General features: G+C 64.4%; 25 protein-coding genes. All 25 read right to left on the reverse strand.

Features of this window, described 5'->3' with window-relative positions; genetic code table 11:
* Positions 1–22: 22 nt before the first annotated feature.
* Positions 23–538 carry a Trp biosynthesis-associated membrane protein gene (locus tag HMPREF3092_RS00790; RefSeq protein WP_070423503.1) on the reverse strand — a complete coding sequence of 172 codons (516 nt, stop codon included), beginning with the start codon at positions 536–538 and terminating at the stop codon, positions 23–25.
* On the reverse strand, positions 535–2,073 hold the full coding sequence (locus HMPREF3092_RS00795) for an anthranilate synthase component I (RefSeq protein ID WP_070423504.1): 1,539 nt from the start codon (positions 2,071–2,073) through the stop codon (positions 535–537). The genes HMPREF3092_RS00790 and HMPREF3092_RS00795 overlap by 4 nt, the downstream gene beginning before the upstream one ends.
* Complete coding sequence (gene hisI, locus HMPREF3092_RS00800) at positions 2,054–2,401, reverse strand: phosphoribosyl-AMP cyclohydrolase (RefSeq protein ID WP_061943002.1); 348 nt, start codon at positions 2,399–2,401, stop codon at positions 2,054–2,056. The genes HMPREF3092_RS00795 and hisI overlap by 20 nt, the downstream gene beginning before the upstream one ends.
* The gene (gene hisF, locus HMPREF3092_RS00805) at positions 2,398–3,153 is read right to left on the reverse strand and encodes an imidazole glycerol phosphate synthase subunit HisF (protein WP_062021183.1); all 756 of its coding nucleotides are present in this window, start codon (positions 3,151–3,153) and stop codon (positions 2,398–2,400) included. Before hisF ends, hisI begins: the two co-directional genes overlap by 4 nt.
* Entirely contained in the window at positions 3,153–4,658 is a 1,506-nt protein-coding gene (locus tag HMPREF3092_RS00810) for a carboxyl transferase domain-containing protein (protein ID WP_070423505.1), read from the reverse strand. The genes hisF and HMPREF3092_RS00810 overlap by 1 nt, the downstream gene beginning before the upstream one ends.
* Positions 4,655–5,848 (reverse strand): CaiB/BaiF CoA transferase family protein, encoded by a 1,194-nt coding sequence (locus HMPREF3092_RS00815; RefSeq protein WP_062021177.1) that lies wholly within the window; start codon positions 5,846–5,848, stop codon positions 4,655–4,657. Before HMPREF3092_RS00815 ends, HMPREF3092_RS00810 begins: the two co-directional genes overlap by 4 nt.
* A gap of 51 nt (positions 5,849–5,899) precedes the next feature.
* On the reverse strand, positions 5,900–6,769 hold the full coding sequence (gene hisG / locus HMPREF3092_RS00820) for an ATP phosphoribosyltransferase (RefSeq protein WP_070423506.1): 870 nt from the start codon (positions 6,767–6,769) through the stop codon (positions 5,900–5,902).
* A gap of 11 nt (positions 6,770–6,780) precedes the next feature.
* The gene (locus HMPREF3092_RS00825) at positions 6,781–7,044 is read right to left on the reverse strand and encodes a phosphoribosyl-ATP diphosphatase (RefSeq protein ID WP_019175105.1); all 264 of its coding nucleotides are present in this window, start codon (positions 7,042–7,044) and stop codon (positions 6,781–6,783) included.
* Positions 7,045–7,132: 88 nt separating this feature from the next.
* Positions 7,133–7,804: a nicotinamide riboside transporter PnuC gene (pnuC, locus tag HMPREF3092_RS00830; RefSeq protein ID WP_062021172.1), complete on the reverse strand. Its 672-nt coding sequence runs from the start codon at positions 7,802–7,804 to the stop codon at positions 7,133–7,135.
* Positions 7,798–8,460 carry a ribulose-phosphate 3-epimerase gene (gene rpe, locus HMPREF3092_RS00835; protein WP_070423507.1) on the reverse strand — a complete coding sequence of 221 codons (663 nt, stop codon included), beginning with the start codon at positions 8,458–8,460 and terminating at the stop codon, positions 7,798–7,800. The genes pnuC and rpe overlap by 7 nt, the downstream gene beginning before the upstream one ends.
* Before the next feature lie 10 nt (positions 8,461–8,470).
* A complete protein-coding gene (locus HMPREF3092_RS00840) occupies positions 8,471–9,880 on the reverse strand; it encodes an RsmB/NOP family class I SAM-dependent RNA methyltransferase (protein WP_070423508.1) in 1,410 nt (469 codons plus the stop codon).
* Positions 9,877–10,791, reverse strand: coding sequence for a methionyl-tRNA formyltransferase (locus HMPREF3092_RS00845; RefSeq protein ID WP_070423509.1), 915 nt, complete (start codon positions 10,789–10,791; stop codon positions 9,877–9,879). The genes HMPREF3092_RS00840 and HMPREF3092_RS00845 overlap by 4 nt, the downstream gene beginning before the upstream one ends.
* 27 nt (positions 10,792–10,818) lie before the next feature.
* On the reverse strand, positions 10,819–12,924 hold the full coding sequence (locus HMPREF3092_RS00850; protein ID WP_083274179.1) for a primosomal protein N' family DNA-binding protein: 2,106 nt from the start codon (positions 12,922–12,924) through the stop codon (positions 10,819–10,821).
* Positions 12,925–12,929: 5 nt separating this feature from the next.
* The gene (metK, locus tag HMPREF3092_RS00855; RefSeq protein ID WP_062021158.1) at positions 12,930–14,117 is read right to left on the reverse strand and encodes a methionine adenosyltransferase; all 1,188 of its coding nucleotides are present in this window, start codon (positions 14,115–14,117) and stop codon (positions 12,930–12,932) included.
* A gap of 9 nt (positions 14,118–14,126) precedes the next feature.
* Positions 14,127–15,368 carry a bifunctional phosphopantothenoylcysteine decarboxylase/phosphopantothenate--cysteine ligase CoaBC gene (gene coaBC / locus HMPREF3092_RS00860; protein ID WP_070423510.1) on the reverse strand — a complete coding sequence of 414 codons (1,242 nt, stop codon included), beginning with the start codon at positions 15,366–15,368 and terminating at the stop codon, positions 14,127–14,129.
* On the reverse strand, positions 15,365–15,685 hold the full coding sequence (rpoZ, locus tag HMPREF3092_RS00865; RefSeq protein WP_141737913.1) for a DNA-directed RNA polymerase subunit omega: 321 nt from the start codon (positions 15,683–15,685) through the stop codon (positions 15,365–15,367). The genes coaBC and rpoZ overlap by 4 nt, the downstream gene beginning before the upstream one ends.
* 15 nt (positions 15,686–15,700) lie before the next feature.
* Positions 15,701–16,273: a guanylate kinase gene (gmk, locus tag HMPREF3092_RS00870; protein ID WP_019175114.1), complete on the reverse strand. Its 573-nt coding sequence runs from the start codon at positions 16,271–16,273 to the stop codon at positions 15,701–15,703.
* The gene (gene mihF, locus HMPREF3092_RS11460; RefSeq protein WP_019175115.1) at positions 16,266–16,577 is read right to left on the reverse strand and encodes an integration host factor, actinobacterial type; all 312 of its coding nucleotides are present in this window, start codon (positions 16,575–16,577) and stop codon (positions 16,266–16,268) included. Before mihF ends, gmk begins: the two co-directional genes overlap by 8 nt.
* Positions 16,578–16,624: 47 nt before the next feature.
* Positions 16,625–17,461, reverse strand: a complete 837-nt coding sequence (pyrF, locus tag HMPREF3092_RS00880) for an orotidine-5'-phosphate decarboxylase (RefSeq protein WP_070423512.1) — start codon at positions 17,459–17,461, stop codon at positions 16,625–16,627.
* Entirely contained in the window at positions 17,458–20,730 is a 3,273-nt protein-coding gene (gene carB / locus HMPREF3092_RS00885; RefSeq protein WP_070423513.1) for a carbamoyl-phosphate synthase large subunit, read from the reverse strand. The genes pyrF and carB overlap by 4 nt, the downstream gene beginning before the upstream one ends.
* The gene (gene carA / locus HMPREF3092_RS00890; protein ID WP_070423514.1) at positions 20,730–21,875 is read right to left on the reverse strand and encodes a glutamine-hydrolyzing carbamoyl-phosphate synthase small subunit; all 1,146 of its coding nucleotides are present in this window, start codon (positions 21,873–21,875) and stop codon (positions 20,730–20,732) included. Before carA ends, carB begins: the two co-directional genes overlap by 1 nt.
* On the reverse strand, positions 21,872–22,354 hold the full coding sequence (locus HMPREF3092_RS00895; protein WP_070423515.1) for a PH-like domain-containing protein: 483 nt from the start codon (positions 22,352–22,354) through the stop codon (positions 21,872–21,874). Before HMPREF3092_RS00895 ends, carA begins: the two co-directional genes overlap by 4 nt.
* Positions 22,342–23,646, reverse strand: a complete 1,305-nt coding sequence (locus HMPREF3092_RS00900) for a dihydroorotase (protein WP_019175120.1) — start codon at positions 23,644–23,646, stop codon at positions 22,342–22,344. The genes HMPREF3092_RS00895 and HMPREF3092_RS00900 overlap by 13 nt, the downstream gene beginning before the upstream one ends.
* Entirely contained in the window at positions 23,643–24,623 is a 981-nt protein-coding gene (locus HMPREF3092_RS00905; protein WP_061943040.1) for an aspartate carbamoyltransferase catalytic subunit, read from the reverse strand. Before HMPREF3092_RS00905 ends, HMPREF3092_RS00900 begins: the two co-directional genes overlap by 4 nt.
* Positions 24,623–25,183, reverse strand: coding sequence for a bifunctional pyr operon transcriptional regulator/uracil phosphoribosyltransferase PyrR (pyrR, locus tag HMPREF3092_RS00910; protein ID WP_070423516.1), 561 nt, complete (start codon positions 25,181–25,183; stop codon positions 24,623–24,625). Before pyrR ends, HMPREF3092_RS00905 begins: the two co-directional genes overlap by 1 nt.
* Positions 25,184–25,186 lie beyond the last annotated feature (3 nt).

The following is a 25,186-nucleotide window of genomic DNA, read 5'->3' on the forward strand; positions in this document are numbered from 1 at the left end:
TCGGCTCGCCATGAGAGGCGAATCATCTGATGTCGTCGGGGTCTTCACCGCGCGAAAGTGCGTCCCAGGCGGCAGCCGGGTCGTCGTCGGGATCTGCTTCGCCCTCCACGATGTCAGCGCGTTCGAACTTCTGGCTGGTGCGCCACTGAGTACGTCCGAATCCGGCAAGACCAGCGGCAACGGCTGCCACAAGGCCGGCTGCAGCTGCGATCCACGCCCAGGGTGTGGCGTCTTGGCCCAGGGCGATGCCGAGGCCGGTGCCGAAGTAGCCGAACCCCAGGAGAACCATGAGTACGCCGGTGATTCTTCGGCCTGCGGTTCCGAGCATCGCCAGCAGCAGAGCCGACACGGCAAACGCAGCCGCCTGTGCCGTGAGAACAGGCGAGCCTCCGCCGCCCGATGCTCCGGGGGCGGCGTCAGCAACACCTGCCGGGCCGGTGTTGACCGCACCCGTCATGGTCACGAGTTCACGTGTCGAGACGAACCACAGGATTCCCGCTGCCGCTAGGAGGAGCAGAACGGACCGTCCGCGGGTCATTTGCGCTCACCCGGCTCTTCGAGGTCATCTGCCGACACCGCTGCTCGCAGCGTCTGCGCGGCAGCAGCCGAATTGAGCACCGACGCCGCCTTGGTGCGGGTTTCCTGGTATTCGGATTCGGGCACGGAGTCTGCAACAACACCGGCACCGGCATAGACGGCCACAACACCGTCTTTGAGCACACCCGTGCGAATGGCAATCGCCATGTCGAGATCACCGGCAAACGACAGGTAGCCGACAACACCGCCGTACAGTCCGCGGCCAATTGGTTCGAGTTCGTCGATCAGCTGCAGGGCCCGCGGCTTCGGTGCGCCCGAAAGCGTACCCGCCGGGAACGCAGCGCGGATGACGTCCATGCCGTCGACGTCGTCGCGCAGAGTGCCCGTGACAGTAGATTCAATGTGCATGATGTGGCTGTAGCGGGCGACCTCCATGAACTCAGCGACGTCCACGGTTCCCGGTTGGCACACTTTCGCCAGGTCGTTGCGCGCCAGGTCAACCAACATGATGTGCTCGGAGCGCTCTTTCGCATCGCCGATGAGTTCTTCCGCAAGCCTACGGTCTTCGACCTCGGTCTTGCCGCGTGGCCGCGAACCGGCAATCGGGTGAGTGAGGACCTCGCGGTCTTTCACCGTCACGAGTGCTTCAGGAGACGAGCCGATGATGCTGAAGGGCTCGCCTTCGGAGTTTTCCACCTCGAGCAGGTACATGTAGGAGCTCGGGTTCGTGCGCCGCAGGACACGGTAGATGTCGAGAGCCGAAGCCGAGGTGTCGCTTTCGAACCGCTGTCCCGGAACCACCTGAAACACGTCACCGCGGCGAATGTGCTCTTTCGCGGTTTCAACGGTCGCGAGGAAGTCTTCGTGCTCCGTGTGGGACCGCACCGTCGGTGCCGGCCAATCGAGCGTCGAAATGACGGGTTTACGCCGCTCATTGAGGTCGCGCAGCATGGCGTCGATCCGCTTGCGGCCGTTCTCATAGGCCTGCTCGATGCGCTCTGGTGATCCATCGGCGTTGAGCACGTTTGCGACCAGGGTGAGTTCAGCCGTGTAGTGGTCGAACACTACGACATCGCCGGGGATCGACAGGTGGATCTCCGGGATGTTCGACACAGCGTCGGGGCCAGCGCCGAGCTTCTCAAAGCGGCGAACCGCATCCCAGCCGATGTAGCCCACGAGCGACGACGTCATCGGGGGAAGATCCACCGGCGGAGGGCTCTTGAGCAGGCTGAGAACCTGCGAAACGCCCTCCAGCGGATCGCCGCCGGTCGGCGCACCCGCGGGCACTGTTCCCTGCCACGTGAGTTCTCCACCGCGCTGTGCGCTCAGCGTTGAGAGCGGGTTGCGACCCACAAAGGAGTATCGCTGCCAGGAACCCTGCGAAGCCGACTCCAACAGAAACGCTCCCGGACGACCGTGAGCAATGGCGCGGTAGATCGACATCGGAGTTTCCCCGTCGCCGAGAACCGTGGCCGTGACTGGAACAACCCGGTGGTGTTTGCCGAGTTCGCGGAACTCACTGAGCGGAGTGATCATCCATCCTCCTGTCGGAAAAGCACGACGGCGTGTTCGTGTGGCAAGCCGGACCGGTCTGGCGCACCTCGTACAGGACGGTGTCACCGTCACAGTCGTGGCTGACCCGCATGACCTGCTGCGCGTGCCCGGAAGTTTCGCCCTTCACCCAGTACTCACCACGTGAACGCGACCAGTACGTGGCCTTGCGCGTGTCGAGCGTGCGGCGCACCGCCTCGGCGTCAACCCAGGCGAGCATGAGCACCTCGCGAGTGTCGTACTCCTGGACGACAGCCGGCAGCAGACCGTCAGCACCGTAGCGCAAGTCCTCGGGGCGAAGAATCTCAGTCATCGAACTTCGATGCCCTCAGAGCGCAGAGCGTCTTTCACATCGGCAATCGTGAACGTTCCGTAGTGGAAGACGGAGGCGGCCAGCACAGCATCGGCGCCAGCGCGCACAGCCGGTGCGAAGTGCTCAAGTTTGCCGGCGCCGCCGGATGCGATGAGCGGAACCGCGATGTGCGGGCGAACGTCGCGGATCAGCTCGAGGTCGAATCCCTCCTTGGTGCCGTCAGCGTCCATGGAGTTCAGGAGGACCTCGCCGACGCCCCGTTCCTGAGCTTCACGCACCCATTCGAGAGCGTCCAGACCGGTGCCCCTCTTGCCGCCGTGCGTGGTCACCTCATAGCCGGAGGCGGTATCTCCGCGACGCACATCGGCGGAGAGCACGAGGACCTGCGAACCGAAGCGGTCGACGATTTCGCCGATGACTTCCGGGCGGGCGATGGCGGCGGTGTTGATCGACGCTTTGTCGGCACCTGCGCGCAGCAGCCGGTCGACGTCGTCAGCGGTGCGGACTCCCCCGCCGACTGTCAGGGGGATGAAAACCTGCTCTGCGGTCTTCTTCACCACGTCGTACAGGGTTTCGCGGTTCCCACTGGAGGCGCCGATGTCGAGGAACGTCAGTTCGTCAGCCCCGCCGGCGCCGTAGCGCTCGGCGAGTTCAACGGGGTCGCCGACGTCTTTCAGCCCCTTGAAGTTCACGCCTTTGACTACGCGCCCGCCGTCAACGTCGAGACATGGGATGATTCGCACGGCAGGCATCAGATACCCAGCTTTCGGTAGCGGTCAATCCGCTGGTAGCGGCGACGCGACGGGTGGACGCGCATGAGGTCGATGATTTCGTATTCCAGGGTCTGCGCCACACGTTCGGAGAATTCGCGCGGTTCTTGGGCCGCGTTCGGCTTTTCCGCAATGACCCGATCCACGATTCCATGTTCGACGAGCTTTTCGCAGTGCACCTGCTGGGCCTGCGCCATTTCGGCGGCGCGGTCTTTCGTCCGATGCACGATTGCCGATGCGCCCTCTGGCGGCAGCGGCGACAGCCAGCCGTTTTCGGCACTGAGCACACGGTCGGCGGGAATGAGCGCGAGAGCTCCGCCTCCTGAGCCCTCACCGAGGATGACCGACACCGTCGGTGCCTTCAGCGCAATGAGGTCAGACAGGGAGCGGGCGATTTCACCGGCAAGACCGCCCTCTTCGGCGTCCTTGGAAAGGGCCGCACCCGGGGTGTCGATGACGGTGACCAACGGGATGTGCAGTTCGTCGGCCAAGCGCATACCGCGGCGGGCTTCGCGCAGGGCTGCAGGCCCCATCGGTTCGTACTTGCGCTGTCCGCGGCGGTCTTGGCCGAGCACAATGCACGGCGCAGAGCCGAACGTGGCCAGAGCAAGGATCATGCCGCGGTCTTTTTCACCCTGTCCCGTGCCGTTGAGCGGCAGCACATTGCGGGCCCCGTAGCGCAGCAGTTCGCGCACTCCGGGCCGCTTTTCATCGCGCGAGGCGGTGATGATGTCCCACGCGTTCGTGCCGCTGGGCATGGGGTTCGGCGAGGTGTCGGGATTGTCGACGGGCGCCGGCACCTCGAGTGCGCCCATGAGGACGTCGAGCGCCTTCGCTGCGGTCTCCCCCAGACGTTCGGGGTCCATGACGGCGTCGACGAGACCGCGACGGTGGAGGTTGTCTCCGGTCTGCACATTGGTTGGGAAGGGCTCGCCGTAGAGCTCTTCGTACACGCGCGGACCGAGGAAGCCCACGAGCGCGCCCGGTTCGGCAACGGAGAAGTGGCCGAGCGACCCCCACGAGGCGAACACACCGCCGGTGGTGGGGTGGCGCAGGTAGACGAGGATCGGCAGACCGGCCTTGCGGTGGTCGTTGACGGCTGCCGTGATCTTGACCATCGACAGGAAGGCGACCGTGCCCTCCTGCATGCGGGTGCCGCCTGATGCTGGGCCGGCCAGCAGCGGCAGCCCTTCCGCGGTTGCGCGTTCAATGGCGGACGTCAGACGCTCTGCCGCGGCAATGCCGATCGAGCCGGCGAGGAAACGGAACTCGCTGGCCACAATGGCAACACGACGTCCCCGCACTCGGCCTTCGCCCGTAAGAATCGCTTCGTCGGCACCAGACTTTTCGCGGGCTGCCGCAAGTTCTGCAGCGTACTCGTCCGAGATTCCTGCCGCCGGTGTGATCGGTTCAGTGTCCCAAGACTCAAACGTGCCCTCATCAACGACGAGGTCGATGAGTTCGCGGGCTGAGTACCGCTTGGTCATGCTTCACCGTCCAACCAGGCGCGGATGGCCTCAGAGTCTGCGTTGAGAACAGGGGGTGCCTTGTGTTCGGAGAACGTCGTTTCTACTTCGCCTTCTTCACCGCCGTCGAAGAAGCGCAGAACCGGGCCGGCGAGGTCCATGTCGCCGACAACGGGGTGGTCCACCGTGATCTTGAGGCCCTGCGAGAGTGCCTGATCCCATTCGTAGACTTCGTCGAGCGTGCGGACAACACCGGCCGGAATGCCGGCTTCGCTGAGCTTGGCCAGCACTTCTTCGGAATCGAGGTCGGCAAAAGCACCTTCGACAGCAGCAGTGACTGCTTCGCGGTTCTTCACGCGCGCGTCGTTGTCGGCCATGCCATCAGCTTCGGGGTCGAGTCCGAAGGCATTACAGAACTTCTGCCACAGCGACTGGTTGCCCACCGACATCTGGACCGCACCGCCTTCGCCGCCCTTGCAGCGGAAAAGACCGTAGGGCGACAGCGCCGGGTGGTGGTTGCCATTGGGCTTAGGCGTCACACCGCCGACGAGCTGCGAGGTGGCCTGGAAGGCGTGCACGCCGACAATGCCGGCGATGAGCGAGGTGCGAACGATCTTGCCCTTGCCGGTGCGTTCGCGTTCAAGGAGAGCCGCAAGAACACCGAGGGTTCCGTTGATGCCGCCCAGGAGGTCGGCAATCGGCACACCGACCCGCTGGAAGTCGTCCGGGCCCGAACCCGTGACCGACATGAGCCCCGCCTCGCCCTGGGCGATCTGGTCGTAGCCGGCACGACCGCCCTCGGGACCGTCGTGGCCGAAGCCGGTGATCGACAGGATTACCAGGCGCGGGTTGAGCTCCAGGCAGCGCTGCGTGGAAAAGCCCAGGCGGTCCATAACGCCGGTGCGGAAGTTCTCGATGACCACGTCTGCGCGCTTGATGAGCTCTTCGAGAACGTGCTTGCCGTCCTCGCTCTTGAGATCCAGCGCGATGGATTCCTTGTTGCGGTTGCACGCCAGGAAGTACGTGGCCTGCTTCTGGTCTTCCGGCCCCACGTACTGCGGGCCCCAGCTGCGCGTGTCGTCACCGCTGGTGGGATTTTCTACTTTGATGACCCGCGCACCGAGGTCGCCGAAGATCTGGCCTGCGTGAGGGCCGGCGAGAGCGCGGGAAAGGTCGACGACGGTGTAGCCGTTGAGTGGTCCTTGCGACATGTCAGTCCTTCCTGGTGTGGCGGCCGCCGGCGTCGGTGCTGGCGGCCGGTGTCAGATGCGGCAGGCGTCGATGCGGCTGACGAGGATTGCCCGCGCGCCGACGCTGTAGAGCTTGTCCATGAGTGTGTGCTGGTCGGCTGAGGGCACCATGGCCCGGACGGCAAACCAGCCGCGATCGTGCAGGGTAGACACGGTCGGGCTTTCAAAGCCCGGGGTGATGGCGATCGCCGCTTCGAGGTTCTCTTCGGCAACGTCATAGTCGATGAGAACGTAGTCGCGGGCGACGATGACGCTTTCCAGGCGGCGAAGCAGGATGTCAGTCCTGAGCTCGATCTGCTTGGGGTCTTCGGCTTCGCGCGGCGGGCCGTCACGGCCGATGAGAACGCCCTCCGAGCGCAGAATCGGCTCGCCGATTGTCTCCAGTCCCGCAGCCCTCAGGGTGGTGCCGGTTTCGACGACGTCCGCGATGGCGTCGGCAACGCCCAGCTGGATGGACACTTCAACAGCCCCGTCCAGCGGCACGATTGATGCGCTCATCCCACGCTGCTTAAGATCCTGCTGGACGAGTTCCGGGTAGGAGGTCGCAATGCTCTTGCCGCTGAGCTCACTCGGGTCGGCAAAAGCGCCGGCGGGACCGGCGTAGTGGAATCGTGAAGCTCCGAAGCCCAGGGACATGATCTCTTCGGCTTCCGCACCGGATTCGAGCAGAAGGTCGCGACCGGTGATCCCGATGTCGAGGATTCCCCGCCCGATGTACACCGCGATGTCGCGCGGGCGCAGGTAGAAGAACTCGATTTCGTTGACGTTGTCGGTGTGGGCCAGCGTCTTCGCGTTGGGCCGCAGCGAGTAGCCTGCGGCGCGGAGCATCTCCGTGGCTTTTTCTGACAGTGATCCCTTGTTGGGAACGGCGACTCTGAGCACAGGGGCCTTTCTTACAGGTACCGGTAGATGTCTTCGGGGGTCAGTCCGCGTGCGAGCATCATGACCTGCAGGTGGTAGATCGCCTGGGAGATCTCTTCGGCCAGTTCGCTGTCCGACTGGTATTCGGCAGCCATCCAGACCTCAGCGGCCTCTTCGACAATCTTCTTTCCGATCTGATGCACTCCGGCGTCAAGTTCGGCGACGGTCGACGACCCTTCCGGGCGGGTCTCCGCTTTGGTCTTCAATTCGGCAAAAAGCTCGTCAAAGGTCTTCACGGTGCCAGATTAGTACACGGCTCAAGCGCGATGTATCGCGGCTCACGTTGTGGGAATCTCAACTGATCACGCACGAGGTGCCGGCTGCTCAGGCTGTTTCCTCACCGTGGATCGTCGCGGCGGCTGAGGACGGTGAGGAAATCGTCTGGCGCGATCTCTTGGCCCAGTCGCGCATGCCCATGAGAACCATGATGAGGAAGATGAAGTAGACGATTCCGGAGAACAGCAGGCCGCCCATGACGGCCAGCGGGATGCCCACAAGGTCGACGGCCAGCCACACGAACCAGAATTCGACGATTGCCTTGCCCTGGGCGTACATCGCAACGAGTGAGCCGATGAAGATATACGCGTCCGGGTAGGGGTTCCACGACCAGTCCCCCAGTTTCAGCACCGTGCCGAATACGGCGGTGCCCACGATGAGAGCAGCCAGCAGAACGGCGCGCTCTTTCCAGGTGGCCCAGCGAACCTCGATCGAGCCGGTTTCGCTCTTTGATTTCTGCCACGTGCTCCACCCCCACACGGCGGCGGCGATGATGACCACCTGTCGGCTGGCGTTGCCGCCCAGGTGGGCGGACAGGGATGCGCTCAGCAGCAGGATGGAGCCCAGAATCTGCACGGGCCATGACCACACACTGCGTTTGAGTGCGAGTCCCACCGTCAGCAGGGCAAAGATGTTGCCGATGAGGTCTGACCACGGGACCGGTTTGCCCGCCAGCCAGAAAGCCGGGGTGTTGAGGATTCCGAAAAGGTCGGTCAGCAAGCGTGTTCTCCTGCAAGTTCACGCAGACGCGCAATCTGCGCGGCAGGGTTGTCGGCACCGTAGACCGCGGAGCCCGCCACAAAGACGTCGGCGCCGGCCTCTGCCGCGCGACCGATCGTGTCCTCGGAGATTCCGCCGTCCACCTGGACGGTCAGCTCGAGATTGGCAGCCGAGATCGCTTCGCGGATCCTGCGGACCTTCGGCAGGCACACGTCGAGGAACTTCTGTCCGCCGAAGCCAGGTTCAACGGTCATGATGAGCACCTGGTCGAATTCACCAAGCAGGTCGATGAGCGGTTCGACGGGAGTCGCCGGTTTGACCGCGACAGAGGCCTTTGCCCCAAGGCGGCGCAGTTCACGCGCTGTGCGCACCGGAGCGGCCGAGGCCTCCAGGTGGAAGGTCACTGACTCGCAGCCCATTTCGGCATAGACCGGTGCGTGCCGGTCGGCTTCAGAGATCATAAGGTGCATGTCCAGCGGGATGGGCGAGACGGCTTTGATCCGCTCAACAACGGGCGGGCCAAAGGTGAGGTTTGGCACGAAGTGGTTGTCCATGACGTCGACGTGCGCCATGTCGGCGTCGGCGATTTTGGCAAGTTCGCGGTCGAACTGCGCGAAGTCACAGGACAGGATGCTGGGGTTGATGGAAATCGACACGGGTGTCCTCTCAGGCTGGGCGGCGGATGAGGCAGATGAACATGCCGTCCGTTTCGTGAACGTGGGACCACAGCTGAGCGGCGGCACCGTCGCCCACGGCGGACGAGGCGAAGCTTTCGGCTGGCTGTCCCGTCACCCGGGCCAGGTGGTCGGGTGTGTTGAGAATCTGCACCGCGGGGGTGTCTGCTGCGAAAGCGCGGACCACGTCAAGGGTTTCGTGCTTGTGCGGTGAGCACGTCGAGTAGGCGACGACGCCGCCGGGCGCACACGCCTGCCATGCGGCACGAAGAAGGCCGTCCTGCAGCGGGCGCAGTGTACGCACGTCCTCGGGACTGCGCCTCCAGCGCGCTTCCGGCCTGCGCCGCAGCGCACCCAGACCGGAGCAGGGAACGTCTACGAGCACCCGGGTGAAGTCGCCGGGATACGCTTCGGCGAATTCGCGTCCGTCGCCTTTGAACACTTCGACGGTGTCGGCAAAAGCGCGCGTGCTGTCGACCACGAGGTCAGCTCGGTGACCCGACGCATCGAGGGCTGTCACGGGTGCGCCCCGCTGGGCTGCCGTGGCGGCGAGAATCGCGGTTTTGCCGCCGGGGCCGGCGCACATGTCAAGCCATTCGCCCTCGGGAGCTTCAGCCTCCAGCAGGGTGAGTGCTGTCAGCTGAGAACCTTCGTCCTGCACCCGCGCACGTCCCGTTCGCACCGCCTCGAGATTCCCCGGGTCACCGCGGTCGAGAATCACACCCAGGGGTGACAGCCCGGTCGGAGTTCCGGGAAGTTCGCTGCGGTCCAGTCCCGGCAGTGCCGTGAGCACGACGGGAGCAGGATCGTTGTGCGACTGCAACAGCAAATCGATTTCTGCCGGACTGCGCCCGTGAGCTTCGAGGGCCTCCCGCAGGGCGCTGACGATCCAGGCCGGGTGCGAGTACCGCAGAGACTTCGCCTGGTCTTCGGGCAGACCGGCTGTCACGAGTGCCAGCCAGTCGTCATAGCTGCGTTCACCGATCCGGCGCAGGACGGCGTTGACGATCCCGGATGCGCGCGGCAGCGACTGCTTGATGACGGCTACTGTTTCGCCGACTGCCGCGTGGTCGGGAATGCGCATGGCCAGCAGCTGGTGCGCTCCCATCCGCATGGCATTAAGCACCGGGATTTCCAGGGTGTCGACTTTGCGAGACGCCGCTTCGGCGATGATCGCGTCGTAGAGACCGCGGGCGCGCAGCGTTCCGTAGGTCAGTTCGGTTGCCAGTGCCGCATCATCAGCGCGCAGGCGCGTGCGCGCAATCTTGCGCGGCAGCAGAAGGTTGGCATAGGCGTCGTCTTCATCAACCGCGACGAGCACCTCCCACGCGAGGATGCGGGCGAGGTTGGCTTTCTGCGGGTTGTTCCGGCCCCGACTGCGACGAGCGTCAGGCCGGCTCATGCGCCCTCACCCAGGTCAAAGCTGACGCCGGGGTTGCCGCGCAGGAAGTCCGCGGCGGCCATGCGCTGCTTGCCGAACGGCTGGATTGTCTCGATGAATACCGGATGGCTTCCCGTGCCGATCAGCATTCCGCCATCGGCACTGGCGGTGTGGCCCGGTTCAAGCGAGCCCTCGGCTGGTGCGAGCGGGCCAAGCTTAGTGCGCTTGCCGTCGATTGTGCTCCACGGTCCCGGGGCCGGCGAGGTGCCGCGCGAGCGGGCAATGAGCTGTTCGGCTGACTGCTGGAAGTCCAGGTGCGCATCAGCGGCGGTGATCTTGGGTGCGAGTTTCCCCTCGGTCGGCTGCCGAGTGAACTGTGCCGTGCCGTTTTCTACCTCGGTGAGGGCATCGGCGAGAACAGCCGCACCCTTGTCAGCGTAGTCGGCCAGGGCCGCTCCGGCATCGACGTGGTCAAGCGGCAGTTCGAGTGCGCTGACGATGTCGCCGGTGTCCATCCCCTCATCAAGTCGGAACACGGTCACACCAGAGGTGGTGTGCCCGTCGATGAGGGCGCGTTGGACAGGCGCGGCACCTCGATATTCGGGAAGCAGCGAGAAGTGGAGGTTGTACCAGCCCAGGCGGGCGGCCGCGAGTGACCGCGGTCCGGCCAGCGCCCCGTAGGCGACGACCGCAACGGCATCGACCTTAAGCTCTTCGATCTGTGTCACGACGTCACCGACCAGGCGGCTGGCCTCAATGACGGGAAGACCGAGTTCCTGCGCTGCCATCTTCACTGGACTGGGCGTCAGAACGCGCTTACGTCCGACCGGCGCATCGGGTCGGGTGAGCACAGCTGCCACGCTGTGCTGCGAGGCGACGGCGCGCAAGGAGGGAACGGCGGGTTCCGGAGTGCCGGCAAACAGGATTCTCACGCAGTTCAGTCTAGTGGGCGGCTGCTGTCACAGGGCGTCGGGATCGTCCATGCAAACGCGAATCTGCACGTCGCCGCGCATTGACCGGCTGGCGGTTTCGGCCGCCAAGTGCTCTGAGAGCGTGCTGCCAGTCGAAGCGGGAATGCCGAGAACCGCCGTGACGACGGATTCATCGACCTCGTCGCCGGGGCGGGTGAAGCGCGACCGGGGCGGGCCGTCGCGAAGCTCATACAGCCGTGCGTCGAACTCTTCACAGCAGTCCACCGCAACCTCTTCGACCGCGTGGCGTGCACCCGTGACTTCGGCTGTTCGCCAAGCCGGCGGGAACCCCGCTTCCGTACGATCCGCGAGTTCTCCCGCGGCGTAGACGTCCGGATCCCATCGGGTCAGGGTGCGGACGACGTCCGGGTCATCATCCAAGATGAGAACACGGCCGCCGGCACGGGAGGGTCGGACCATGGCTGCCGCCCGCATCCGCCTGGCAATTGCCCTGTCAGTTGCTCTGAGCACGGGGCCAGGCCACAGAGTGTCGAGCAGAACCGCAGCCGCATAGCCGCCGTCCACATAGGGTTCAGCACCCGTTGAGGCAACGACGATGTCCGCTGGATCATCCAGCCTGGAGAAGATCTTGCTGCCGCCGGAGCGCACAACCGTGAAGCCGGGAAACGCGCGCCCCAGCTGAGCGTGAATCCCGTCGAGGCCCGCACTGCGGAAGCTGAAGCGCCTGCCTCGGCAGCTGCGGCACGCCAGCTGCTCGATGTGCCATCCGCACCGGGCACAGGCAAAGGGACCTTCCGGACCGGCGGCACTCAGCGGCGCTTCGCACGACGGGCAGAGCGCAGGATTGCTGCACCCCGTGCAGGTCAGAAAGGTCGAATAGCCGGTGCGCGGAACCTGCACCAAAACCGGGCCGACAGCGGCATCGCTTTTCGCCCGGCCCAGGGCACCCCGGATGACGCTGAACACAGCCTCGGGCAGCTGCGTCAAATCGCTGAGGCTGCGCTCTGCCTGCGGACGGAACACGACGGGGGCTGCCTCACGTCGCTCCTGGCGGGAGGTGCGCAGCTCCCCCACCCAGCCGGCGCCGATCAGGAACTGCACGTCGACCGTGCGCGTGCGGTCAAGAAACAGAAGAGCAGCACCCGTACGGCGAACCCGCTCCTGCAGAACGAAGCGCGCGTGCGCATACGGTGCCCGGCCGAAGAGATAGGAGTCATTGCCATCATCGAACATCAGAACGAGTCCGAGGCTCTGCAGCGGCGCAAAAGCTGCAGCCTGCATCCCCAACACCAAGCGCGACCGTCCAGTCAGCACGCGAACCCAAGCGGCCCATCGTGCTTCCGGTCCCTGGTCAGCACTGAGCACGGAAGTGAACTCGGCCAGTGACCCCAGGTGACGCTTGACCTCCTCGAGTTCCCGATAATCGGGCACAAGCCACAGCACGGTGCGGCCTTCAGCGATGACCCGCGCGGCGGCCTCAATCCCGAACCGCACCCAGTCGACACCACCGGAATCCCCCGGCAGCACCGTGTAGGCACCCCTAGGCCCAGCTTCGGGATCTGACCGTTCAGATGAGTTCGCGTTCTCAGCCCACGACTGCAGGGCCGCGAGGTAATCGGCTTCGGCAGCTGGGACATGGTCGGCCGGTGGGGCCTCAAGCACAGCGCGGGCGGCCTCAGCTGCCCCGTCAGGATCACCGGGTGCAGACTTCAGAACGTTCTTCTCCCCGCGCGCGTGGCGGGCGGGCACACCAAGCCTGACAACATCCGCCGTCGTCCCGGCAAAGCGCGCCGCAACAGCCTGACACAGGCCGTACAAATCCTCACCCAGCACGGGAAGCGGCGAAACAACAGAGGCAAGGGGTGCGAGTTCACCATCGACATCGGTCGTGTCCGTGCGCTCGACGATGAAACCGGAAAGCTTCCGCCCTGAAAAGCGAACCCGGACGCGAGCTCCGATGACCGCCTCATCAGCCTGCTCCTGCGTTACGGCGTAGTCGAACAGACGATCCAGATGCGGAAGCGGGGACTCCAGCAGGACGCGCGCCACGGGACGGTCCTCAGCAGGCTGTGCACCGCCGCGGATCCTCAGGCGAGGCTCCTCAGCGTCTGCGAACAGCTGAGCGTCGTCCACGGTTCTCAGCTGAAATAGGACTTCAGCGCATCGGCGCGGTCAGTGTTCTCCCACGTGAAATCAGAGTCTTCGCGGCCGAAGTGGCCGTAGGTCGACGTCTTGCGGTAAATGGGACGGTTGAGGTCGAGCTCGGCGATAATCGCCGCGGGGCGAAGGTCAAAGACCTCGCGCACCGCTCCGGCCAGCTTCACCGGATCGACTTCACTGGTGCCGAAGGTTTCGACGTAAAGGCCGACGGGGCTGGCAGCACCAATCGCATAGGCCACCTGGACTTCTGCACGCTCAGCAAGACCCGCGGCGACGATGTTCTTGGCCACCCAGCGAGTTGCGTAGGCTCCCGAACGGTCAACCTTCGACGGGTCCTTGCCGGAGAAAGCGCCGCCGCCGTGACGGGCAAAACCGCCGTAGGTGTCGACGATGATCTTCCGGCCAGTCAGACCGGCATCGCCCATCGGTCCGCCCGTGATGAACGGACCCGCGGGGTTGATGAAGTAGTTGGTTCGCGAGGTGTCGAGCCCGGACTCTTCCAACACCGGGTCGACCACGTGGGCGCGGATGTCTTGGGCGAGCTCAGCGTGGGTCACGGTCTCGTCGTGCTGCGTGGAAAGAACAACAGCTTCAACCGTCACAGCCTTGTCGCCGTCATAGCCCACCGTCACCTGCGACTTACCGTCAGGGCGCAGGTACGGCAGGGTGCCGGACTTGCGAACTGCGGTGAGCCTTTCAGTCAGCCTGTGCGACCAGTAGATCGGCGTGGGCATGAGGGTCGCAGTCGAATTGTCCGCATACCCGAACATGAGACCCTGATCGCCAGCACCCAGGGAGCTGTAAAGATCGGTCGTACCGGAGCGGGCCTCCAGCGAACGGGTCACGCCCTCGGAGATGTCGTTCGACTGAGCGCCGATCGACAGCGAAACGCCGCAGGTGTGGCCGTCGAAGCCCTTGGACGAAGAGTCGTAGCCGATGTCGGTGATGACATCGCGCACCAGCTGTGCGATGTCGGCATAGCCGGAGGTCGTTACCTCGCCGGCGACGTGCACAAGACCGGTCGTGACCATCGTTTCGACAGCAACGCGGGCGCGACGGTCCTGTTCGAGGAGGGCGTCAAGCACGGCATCGCTGATCTGGTCGCAGATCTTGTCCGGGTGGCCCTCGGTTACGGATTCAGAGGTGAATTGACGAAGTTCAGACACGCTTCAATCCTATTCGACCGCGTGCTTCGCGATCGTTTCCATGACAGAAACCGACACATCGGCTTTGTTTCCGGTGAATTCGCCGAGCCCCACGACGCCCGCACCCGTCAGGGCGAGCACTTCGACGTGCGTGGTGTCGTGGCCGAAGGTCTTGCCGTCGGACACGTCGTTGAATACGAGGATGTCGCAGCCCTTGCGCACGATCTTCTGCCTGGCCAGTTCGTCCGCCGGGGTCTCGGGACTTCCCGTTTCAGCTGCGAATCCGACGATCGTCTGGCCCTCACGGCGGTCGGCAACGAGGCCGGCGAGGATGTCGGGGTTCTGCACAAGCTCGATTGTCAGTCCGGCGTCGCCGTCCTTCTTCATTTTGTGGCCGGCTGCCTGAGCTGGACGGTAGTCAGAAACAGCGGCAGCCATGATGACGATGTCAGCTTCTGCTGCCTGTGCACGACACACGCTTTCCAACTGGGCGGTGGTTTCGACTTCGCGAATGTCAATGCCCGACGGCAGAGACTCAAGAATCGCAGAATCGACATTCGCCGCAGCCAGAACAACCTCGGCTCCAAAACGGTGAGCGGCCGCAGCAAGAGCCGCACCCTGTTTACCCGATGAGCGGTTGCCGAGGAAGCGAACCGGATCAAGCGGTTCGCGCGTGCCGCCGGCGCTGATGAACACCCGGCGGCCGGCAAGCAGTCCACTGTCAGAGCCGTCTGTTCGAGCCGATGCCTCACGGTGAACCCGCAGAGCGAAGTCGACGATGTCCTGCGGTTCGGGCAGACGTCCCGGCCCGGAATCAGCACCGGTCAGACGACCCGATGCGGGTTCGAGGACGTGCACACCACGTGCCCGCAGAACCGCGACGTTGTCGACGGTGGCCGGGTTGAACCACATCTCGGTGTGCATGGCGGGAGCAACCACGACAGGCGCGGTCGTGGTGAGCACCGTGGCAGTCAGAAGATCATCGGCCATGCCAGCGCGAATGCGCGCCAGGCTGTCGGCCGTTGCCGGTGCGATCAGCACGAGGTCGGCCTGCTGGCCGATGAGCACGTGTTCGACCTCTTCGACGCGGGTGAAGACGTCAGTCTGCACCGGCTGACCAGAAAGCGCTTCCCACGTGGGTGCGCCGACAAAGCACAGAGCGCTTTCGGTGGGAACAACGCGGACGCTGTGTCCCGCTTCTTTCAGAAGTCTGACTACGTGAGCCGCTTTGTACGCGGCAATGCCCCCGGTGACGCCGAGAACGATGTTCACAGTGCGTCGGGGTCCAAGCTGAAGTCGAACTCTTCTGCAAGAGCTTCTTCGTGAGCGAGTTCTTCTGCAGTTGCCTCACGGCTGACGAGCTTGCCTTCGTTGATTTCGCGCAGGGCAATCGACAGCGGCTTTTCGCCGGCTTCCGGAGTCACGAGCGGACCGACGTTTTCCAGCAGTCCGTCCTGCAGCTGTGCGTAGTACGAGTTGATCTGGCGGGCGCGGCGTGCGGCCTCGATGACGAGTTCGTACTTCGACGGCGTCACATTGAGCAGATCGTCGATCGGCGGATTGGTGATGCCTTCGGGGTTAGCAGTCAAGAAATTTCTCCACATTCACCTAGGGGTGTCTGATGACAGTCCCATCAAGTCTACTAGTTCGGCAGCCGCTGCTGAAACATCGGTGTTGACGATCACGTGGTCGAATTCGTCCTGTGCCGCCAGTTCAGTGCGCGCGGTCTCAAGGCGACGGGCAATCTGTTCGGGCGTTTCGGTGCCGCGGCCGGTGAGCCGGCGGACGAGTTCGTCCCAGCTGGGTGGAGCCATGAACACGAAACGCGCATTCGGCGCGTGCTCACGCACTTGGCGCGCCCCGTCGAGGTCGATCTCCAGAAGCGGCGCCAGACCGTCGGCCAGGGCCTGCTCGACAGGGCCCGCCGGCGTTCCGTAGCGGTGTTTGCCGTGGACGACCGCGTATTCGAGCATTTCGCCCGCATCAATGAGGTCGTCGAATTCGGCGTCAGTCACAAAGCGATAGTGCACTCCGTCGACTTCGCCCGGGCGAGGATCGCGTGTTGTTGCGGACACCGACAGCCACATGCGGTCAGCGCTGTTCTTGGCGTGCTGGACGACGGTGCCCTTGCCGACCGCGGAAGGGCCGGTGAGCACGGTCAGAACTGGTTCACTCAAATTTCTCCAATAGCGCGGCTCGCTGGTGTACGCCCAAGCCTCTGATACGACGAGACATGGCGATGCCGACTTCTTCCATAATGGTCTCTGCGCGCCTGTCCCCCACCTTGGGGATCGAGCGCAGAAGATCATAGACCTTCATCTTCTGCAGCGCTTCGCTGTCTTTTGCGTCCGCGAGCACCTGAGCGAGCTTCTTCTTGCCCGATTTCAGATCTGCCTTGGCTTCCGCCCGCTCGACACGAGCGTCAAAGGCCTTTCGCAGGGCAGCTGATCGCTGCTCCTCAGTCAACGGCGTCAGTACCAATGTGTCCCCCTCCTCAAGATCCGTTTATAGATCGGGACACTCGCAGTCTATCGGCCTTTTGGCCTCAAAGCTTCGATAACCGTGGTTATTTCATCCGCAATGTCGGCCCTGTCCGGACCGCGACGCGAAAGGGACCGCGAGGCATTGACGATCACCCTCCCGTCGCTGTAGGCATCCCCGAACACCGCCTCGAGGTCGGCGACCCCGGCCCCCTGCGAACCGAAGCCCGGCGACAGCACGGGCCCCGAAAAGCTCGGCAGATCAATGCCAAGATCAGCCGCGGCAGTGCCGATGGTGGCGCCGACCACCAGGCCGATCAGCGGCACATCGAGCTGACCGTTGACCTCCTCAGCGTGCCGGACCACCTCGGCGGCTACTGCCCTGCCCTCCTGGGTTCGGGCGTGCTGCACTTCCCTGCCCTCCGGATTGGAAGTCAGGGCGAGAACAAACAGGCCTTTGCCGTGTTCTGCCGCAAGCTCCATGGCCGGCCGCAGTGACCCGACCCCCAGGTAGGGCGACACTGTCAGCGCGTCAGCTGCCAGCGGTCGTGCAGGGTTGAGGTAGGCGTCGGCGTAGCCGGCCATAGTCGAACCGATGTCGCCGCGTTTGGCGTCGAGGATCGACATGACGCCGGCTTCGCGAGCCTGCGCCAACAGGTCTTCGAGAATCGCGATCCCGGCTGAGCCGTGGCGTTCAAAGAAAGCTGACTGGGGCTTGATGAACTTCGCCCGCCCTGTGGCCGCGCTCAGCACGTTCTGTGCGAAAGTGCCGAGCGCGTCCGGGGTGTCCGGCAGACCCCACTGCGCGATCTGCTCGGGGTGAGGATCAATTCCCACGCACAGGGGGCTTGCCTGCGCGGCGTCGTGCCAGTTCCTGAACGTCATGCCCAGTCCTGGAGCGAACGAACTTCAACAGTTCCCCGACGGCGTACGTCGATGGCGCCGACAGCCGATGAGAAAGCGGCCGTCGTGGTCATGATCGGCACGTTCGCGGCAATGGCTGCCGCGCGGATCTCGTAGCCGTCGGAGCGCTCCTGGCGGCCAGACGGAACATTGACCACGAGGTCGATTTCCCGCCGGTCGATCTTCTGCAGAATCGTGTCCTCGCCGTGTTCGGCTTCGTAGTGCTTGGCAATCCGCGTGCTGGGCACTCCGTGGCGGGCCAGAACATCTGCCGTGCCGGCGGTGGCGATGATTTCAAAGCCCATGTCGGCAAGGGTCTTGACCGGCAGGACGATCGAGCGCTTGTCGCGGTCGGCAATCGACACGAACACGCGGCCCCCTGTGGGCAGCGCGGTCGAGGCGCCAAGCTGAGCTTTCGCGAATGCTTCCGGGAAGTTCGGGGCAATGCCCATGACTTCGCCGGTCGAACGCATTTCCGGGCCGAGGATCGAGTCGACGACCTTGCCCTCCGGGGTGCGGAAACGGCGGAACGGAAGAACAACTTCCTTCACCGTGACCGGGTGGTCCAGCGGCAGGTGCGAACCGTCGGACTCTTCGGCGAGGATCGTGCCGCGCAGCTGGCTGATGGTGCTGCCGACGGCGATGAGGGCCGCGGCCTTGGCCAGCTGGCGGTGGGTTGCCTTCGACACGAACGGCACGGTGCGCGAAGCACGCGGGTTGGCCTCGATGACGTACAGAATGTCAGCTGCAACCGCGAACTGGATGTTGAGCAGGCCGCGCACACCCGTGCCGCGGGCAATCGCAAGCGTTGCTTCGCGAACGCGCTGCAGAACGCTCTCACCCAGGCTGATCGACGGCAGAACAGACGTCGAGTCACCGGAGTGAACACCGGCTTCTTCGATGTGCTCGGAAATGCCGCCGATGTAGAGCTCTTCGCCGTCGTACAGGGCGTCGACGTCGATTTCCACGGCGTCGTCGAGGAACTTGTCAACGAGCACCGGCCGGTCGGACGACACCTCGGTTGCGGTCTCCATGTAGGAGCGCAGCTGCTCGGAGTCGTACACGATCTGCATGCCGCGACCGCCCAGCACATAGGAGGGGCGCACGAGCACCGGGTAGCCGATCTCCTCGGCAATGTCGACGGCCTCATCAAAGGTGACGGCGGTGCCGTGCTTAGGTGCCACGAGGTTGGCTTCGGCCATGATCCGGCCGAACTCACCGCGGTCCTCCGCCAGGTCGATCGCTTCGGGCTGGGTGCCGAGAATCGGCACGCCCGCGTCCTTGAGAGCGGTTGCCAGACCCAGCGGGGTCTGCCCGCCCAGGGTGCAGATGACACCTGCAACCGGACCTGCCTGCGCCTCGGCGTGATACACCTCGAGAACGTCCTCAAGCGTCAGCGGCTCGAAGTACAGACGGTCAGCGGTGTCATAGTCCGTCGACACGGTTTCTGGGTTGCAGTTGACCATGACGGTTTCGTATCCGGCAGATTCGAGCGCCATAGCCGCGTGCACGCAGGAGTAGTCGAATTCGATGCCCTGGCCGATGCGGTTGGGACCGGAGCCCAAGATGATGACGGCTTCGCGTTCCCGCGGCGCGACTTCGCTCGTCGCGTCATAGCTCGAGTAGTAATACGGGGTCTTCGCTTCGAATTCCCCGGCGCACGTGTCGACCGACTTGTAGACCGGGCGAACGCCCAGCGCGTGGCGCACTCCCATAACAACGGCCGGGTCCAGGTTGCGCAGCTGCGCGATCTGCCGGTCCGAGAAGCCGTGCTTCTTGGCGATCGTCAGGACCTCCGGAGTCAGGTCCTCAGCTTCGCGAACAAAGTCGGCAACTTCGTTGATGAGCGCAATCTGGTCGAGGAACCAGCGGTCGATCTTCGTGTTTTCGAAGACGTCGTCAATGCTCATACCCGACATGAGGGCGCGCTGAACCGTGTAGATGCGGTCCTCGGTTGCGTGCGCGAGCTTTGCTTCGACATCAGTGCGCACACTGCTGTCGTCGAGGTCGAACGGGGCGTCGAAGGAGAACTCGGAGTTCTTCTTCTCGAGGCTGCGCAGCGCCTTCTGCAGCGCGGTCGTGAAGTTGCGGCCGAGCGCCATGACTTCGCCGACGGCCTTCATGGTGGTCGTCAGGGTCGGGTCAGCGGCCGGGAACTTCTCAAAGGCAAAGCGCGGAATCTTCGCCACCACGTAGTCCAGGGCGGGTTCGAACGCCGCCGGGGTTGTTGCCGTGATGTCGTTCGGGATTTCATCGAGCGTGTAGCCCACCGCGAGCTTCGCCGCGATCTTGGCGATCGGGAAGCCGGTCGCCTTCGAGGCCAGTGCCGAGGAGCGCGACACGCGGGGGTTCATTTCGATGACGACGACGCGGCCGGTATCAGGGTGGATGGCGAACTGGATGTTGCAGCCTCCGGTTTCCACGCCGACACCGCGGATGATCGCAATGCCGATGTCGCGCAGCTTCTGATACTCGACGTCCGTCAGAGTCAGCGATGGGGCCACCGTGATGGCGTCGCCGGTGTGCACGCCGACGGGGTCGAAGTTCTCGATTGCGCACACGACGATGACGTTGTCGTTCTTGTCGCGGATCAGTTCGAGTTCGAACTCCTTCCAACCGAGGATGCTCTCTTCGAGCAGCACCTCGTTGGTCAGTGAGTCGTGCAGGCCGTCACCCGCGATCCGGCGCAGGTCCGCCTCGGAGTAGGCCATGCCGGAGCCCAGACCGCCCATTGTGAATGACGGACGCACCACGAGCGGGTAGCCGAGCTTTTCGGCTCCCTCGAGAACCTCGTCCATTGTGTTCGCAATGTAGGAGCGGGCGACTTCGGCGCCACACTGTTCGACGACGTCTTTGAACTGCTGGCGGTCTTCACCGCGCTGGATCGCATCGACGTCGGCGCCGATGAGCTCAACGCCGTGCTTGGCGAGAACTCCCGATTCGTGCAGGTTGATGGCGGCATTGAGTGCCGTCTGTCCGCCGAGGGTCGGCAGAAGCGCGTCCGGCTTTTCTTTTTCGATGATCTTCTCGATGACGTCTGGGTCGATCGGCTCGACATAGGTGGCGTCAGCCAGCTCCGGGTCGGTCATGATGGTCGCCGGGTTGGAGTTCACGAGCACAACCCGCAGACCCTCGCGGCGAAGAATGCGGCACGCCTGGGTTCCCGAGTAGTCGAATTCGCAGGCCTGGCCGATGACGATCGGACCCGAGCCGATGACCATGACGGTCTTGATGTCTGTACGCAGCGGCATCAGTTCTCCTTGGCGTTGTCAGCCAGCAGCTGGACGAAAGTGTCGAAAAGGGTGCGCGAATCGTGTGGTCCCGCCGCTGATTCCGGGTGGAACTGCACCGAGAACGCGGGGATGTCGAGGCACTTGAGCCCCTCGACAACCTTGTCGTTCATGCCGATGTGCGAAACCTGCACCCTGCCGTACTCGGAGTTCGGTGCCGTGACCGGCTCACCCAGCGGCGCATCGACCGCGAAGCCGTGATTCTGCGTGGTGATTTCGACACGGCCCGACGCGACGTCGAGAACCGGCTGGTTCGATCCGCGGTGGCCGAAGGTCAGTTTGTAGGTGTCAAAGCCCAGGGCGCGGCCCAGCAGCTGGTTGCCGAAGCAGATGCCGAAGAACGGGATGCGCTCTTTCAGCACGTGCTGCAGCACTGCGATCGGCTGCTTCATGGCCGAAGGGTCGCCCGGCCCGTTGGAGAAGAACACGCCGTCGGGGGAAAGCTCGGTGAGTTCCTCAACTGTCGTGTTTGCCGGCACCACGGTCACTTCGAGGCCGCGCTGGGCCAGCTGCTCCAGCGTTGTCTTCTTCACGCCGAGGTCGTAGGCGACAATCGAGAAGCGCTTCTGGCCTTCAGCGGGAATCGTGTAGGGGGCATCGCAGGTGACTTCCGAGGCGAGGTCCGCGCCCTGCATCTGCGGGGCCTGACGAACGATCTCGAGCAGCTCCTCGACAGGCTTCTGGGCGTCATCACCGGAGAAGATGCCCATCCGCATGGCGCCCTTGTCCCGCAGGTGCAGGGTCAGCGCACGGGTGTCGACGTCGCAGATGCCGACCAGCCCGGTGGACTTCAGGTGTTCTTCGTAGTCACCTTCTGCGCGCCAGTTCGATGTGATCCGGGAAGGGTCGCGGACGACGACGCCGGCTGCCCAGCAGCGGCGTGATTCGGTGTCTTCGCTGTTGACCCCGGTGTTGCCGATGTGGGGGAACGTGTGAATCACGATCTGCCGGTGGTACGAGGGGTCGGTCAGGGTCTCCTGGTAGCCGGTCATAGCGGTGGTGAAGACCGCCTCGCCGACCGTTGTGCCCAGGGCCCCGAAAGCGGCTCCCGTGTAGTGCGTGCCGTCTTCCAGAACGAGCTGGGCGGGCTGTGTGCGCAGGCTCATCGTCTCCTACCTTTGAGTGTGTCGATTTCCGCGGCGATGGTCTTCTTGGCACTGTGTGCTCGGGGGCGAAAGCCGGTGTCGACTTCGTGGTCTCCGAGGTTCCAGCGGATGATGAGGATTCCGTCTTTTTCGGTGAACTTGCCGATCATGCCGGAGCCGAAGAAAACATCCACAATGTCTTCGGCGGGGATCCGGAACGCGTCGCGCCCGTCGAGGCTGAACACGACCCCGTCGTCTTGGACGTCGAGTCCGGCACCGGTGCGCACACCGAGACCGTGGACGTTGATCCTCTCGAGGTGCTGGCCGGCCGGCGTTGTCGCAATGTAGTAGCCGTCGTAGCCGCTGTCCGTCGGTGCGGCCGGCTGCGGGGCGGGGATGTCGGCCTGGCGTTTCTGTCGAGCTTTCCATCCCCAGCGCATGAGCACGAGGATCCCCACTGCGATGGCGGCGAGGACGAGCACCGGGATCAGCCGATCCACGAGCCCTCCCGAAGTTCGTGCTTGCGAACGATGTCGCCGTTTTCAACGATGTGGGTGCCGTACAGGATGGTGTGCACGACCCGCGTGTTGATCTCGAGCCCGCGGAAGGGGTTGTTGCGGCCCTTGGTCGCATGGGTGTCGGGTTCGACGACACCGGGAGCATTCGGGTCGACCAGAATGATGTTCGCACCCGTTCCGACTTCCAGTGAGCCGTGTTCGGTGTGCCCGGCAATCGATGCCGGGTTGGCGCTCATGACGCGTGCGATGTCTGCCCAGCCGAAATCGTAGTCGCGCATAGCTTCGACCACGATCGGCAGAGCCGATTCCATGCCGACCATGCCCATGGCCGCAGCTGACCATTCGCAGCACTTGTGTTCTGCGGGGTGCGGCGCGTGGTCGGTGGCCACAATGTCGATTGTGCCGTCAGCCAGGCCTTCGCGGACCGCTTCGACGTCGCGGCGGGTGCGCAGCGGCGGGTTGACCTTGTACACCGGATCGAAGGATTCGACGAGTTCGTCGGTGAGCATGAGGTGGTGCGGGGTGACCTCGGCAGTGACCCGGACGCCGCGCGATTTCGCCCAGCGCACCAGTTCAACCGAACCGGCTGTTGACAGGTGGCACACGTGCAGTCGCGAACCCACGTGTTCGGCCAGCAGGATGTCCCGGGCGATGATCGATTCTTCGGCAACGGCCGGCCAGCCGGGCAGACCGAGCTTGGCCGATACGGTGCCCTCGTTCATCTGCGCTCCCTCGGTCAGCCGAGGGTCCTGCGCGTGCTGGGCGATGATGCCGTCAAAGGTCTTGACGTATTCGAGAGCTCTGCGCATAAGGAGCGGATCGTGCACGCACATGCCGTCATCGGAGAAGATGCGCACCTGTGCTGCGCTGCCGGCCATGGCGCCCAGCTCTGCCAGCTGAGTGCCCTCCTGGCCGACGGTGACTGCACCGATCGGAGCCACCTCGGTCAGCCCCACCTCGCGGCCCAGGCGCCACACCTGCTCAACGACACCCGCGGTGTCAGCCACAGGCTGTGTGTTGGCCATGGCGTTGACGGCGGTGAAGCCGCCGCGGGCGGCTGAGGCCGAACCGGTGGCAACTGTCTCAGCGTCTTCTTTGCCGGGTTCGCGCAGGTGGACGTGCATGTCGACAAGACCGGGCAGGGCCACAAGCCCCGTCGCGTCGATCGTGGTGTCGGGGCTGTCGACGGATTCGACGATCCGGCCGTCGCGAACGGCAATCGAACCTGTGCTGCCGTCGGGCAGCTGGGCGTTGGTGATGAGCAGAGATGTCATTGCATGTCCTCCGAAGTGCGACCGGTCAGAAGGCGATAGAGGGCCGCCATGCGCACGTAGACGCCGTTTTCCACCTGTCCGAGGACGGCGGCGCGGGGCGAATCGGCGGCGGCCGCACAGATTTCAAAACCGCGGTTCATGGGCCCGGGGTGCAGAATCGCGGCTGTTTCGGGCAGACGGCGGTAGCGGTCCTCAGTGAGCCCCCACAGGCGCGTGTATTCGCGCGGTCCGGGGAAGAACGCCTGGTGCATGCGCTCACGCTGCACGCGCAGCATCATGACGGCGTCGAAGGAGAACTCTTCGAGCGCGGCATCGAAGTCATAGCGGATTTCACACGGCCAGCTTTCTGCGCCCCATGGCAGCAGGGTGGGCGGGGCGATGAGGACGACAGACGCGCCGAGGGTTTCCAGCAGGTGCACATTGGACCGCGCCACGCGGGAGTGCAGAACATCGCCGACGATGGCGACCCGCATGCCGGAAAGGTCCTTGCCGAAGCTCGCTTCAGCCGGCCCGGAAACCGGTTCGTCCGACAGGATGCGGCGCAGCGTGAAAGCGTCGAGCAGCGCCTGCGTGGGATGTTCGTGCATGCCGTCACCGGCGTTGAGGATGTGTGCGTCAGTCCATTCGCTGCCGGCCAGGAAGTGCGGAGTGCCAGAACCGGGGTGGCGGATGACGATTGCATCGATGCCCATAGCGCCCAGCGTCTGCACCGTGTCCTGCAGGCTTTCTCCCTTAGAGACCGACGAACCCTTGGCCGAGAAGTTGATGACGTCCGCGCTCAGCCGCTTGGCTGCTGCCTCAAAGGAAATGCGCGTGCGGGTGGAGTCTTCGAAGAACAGGTTGACGACGGTGCGCCCGCGCAGCGCGGGCAGCTTCTTGACCGCCTGACCGCCGGAGACGGTCATGGCTTCAGCAATGTCGAGCAGGTCGACCGCGTCGGCCTTCGCCAGGTCCGAGGTGCCAAGCAGGTGCTGCATCACTCGTCACCTCCCGCCGGGGAGGTGATGACGACCCGGTCATCCGCATCGTCCGTTTCAGACAGCGAGACCGTAACCCGCTCCTCGGCGGAGGTGGGCAGGTTCTTGCCGACAAAGTCAGCGCGAATCGGCAGCTGGCGGTGCCCGCGGTCAACGAGGACAGCAAGGCGGACCGCCTGCGGGCGGCCGTAGTCGTGCAGCGCGTCGAGTGCAGCCCGCACCGTACGCCCCGAGTACAGAACGTCATCGACCAGTACGACAGTGCGGCCGTCAATGCCGCTTTCGGGCAGCTGGGTGGGCAGAGCCGGGCGGAGCTTGCCCGTGTTGAGATCGTCCCGGTGCATCGTCGCGTCGATGCTGCCGACGATCTTGTCAGCACTCACACCCGGTTCAATGGCGCAAATGCGCTGGGCCAAACGCTGCGCCAGCGGCACCCCGCGCGTGGGAATGCCCAAGAGCAGAAGCCCTTCGGCACCCTTGTTGGATTCGAGAATTTCGTGGGCAATGCGTGTCAGCGCACGCGAGATCTCACTCGCGTCGAAAACTTCGGCTGTGCGCATCGG

It is taken from the genome of Brevibacterium sp. HMSC24B04, assembly GCF_001806835.1.
Lineage (GTDB): Bacteria > Actinomycetota > Actinomycetes > Actinomycetales > Brevibacteriaceae > Brevibacterium > Brevibacterium ravenspurgense.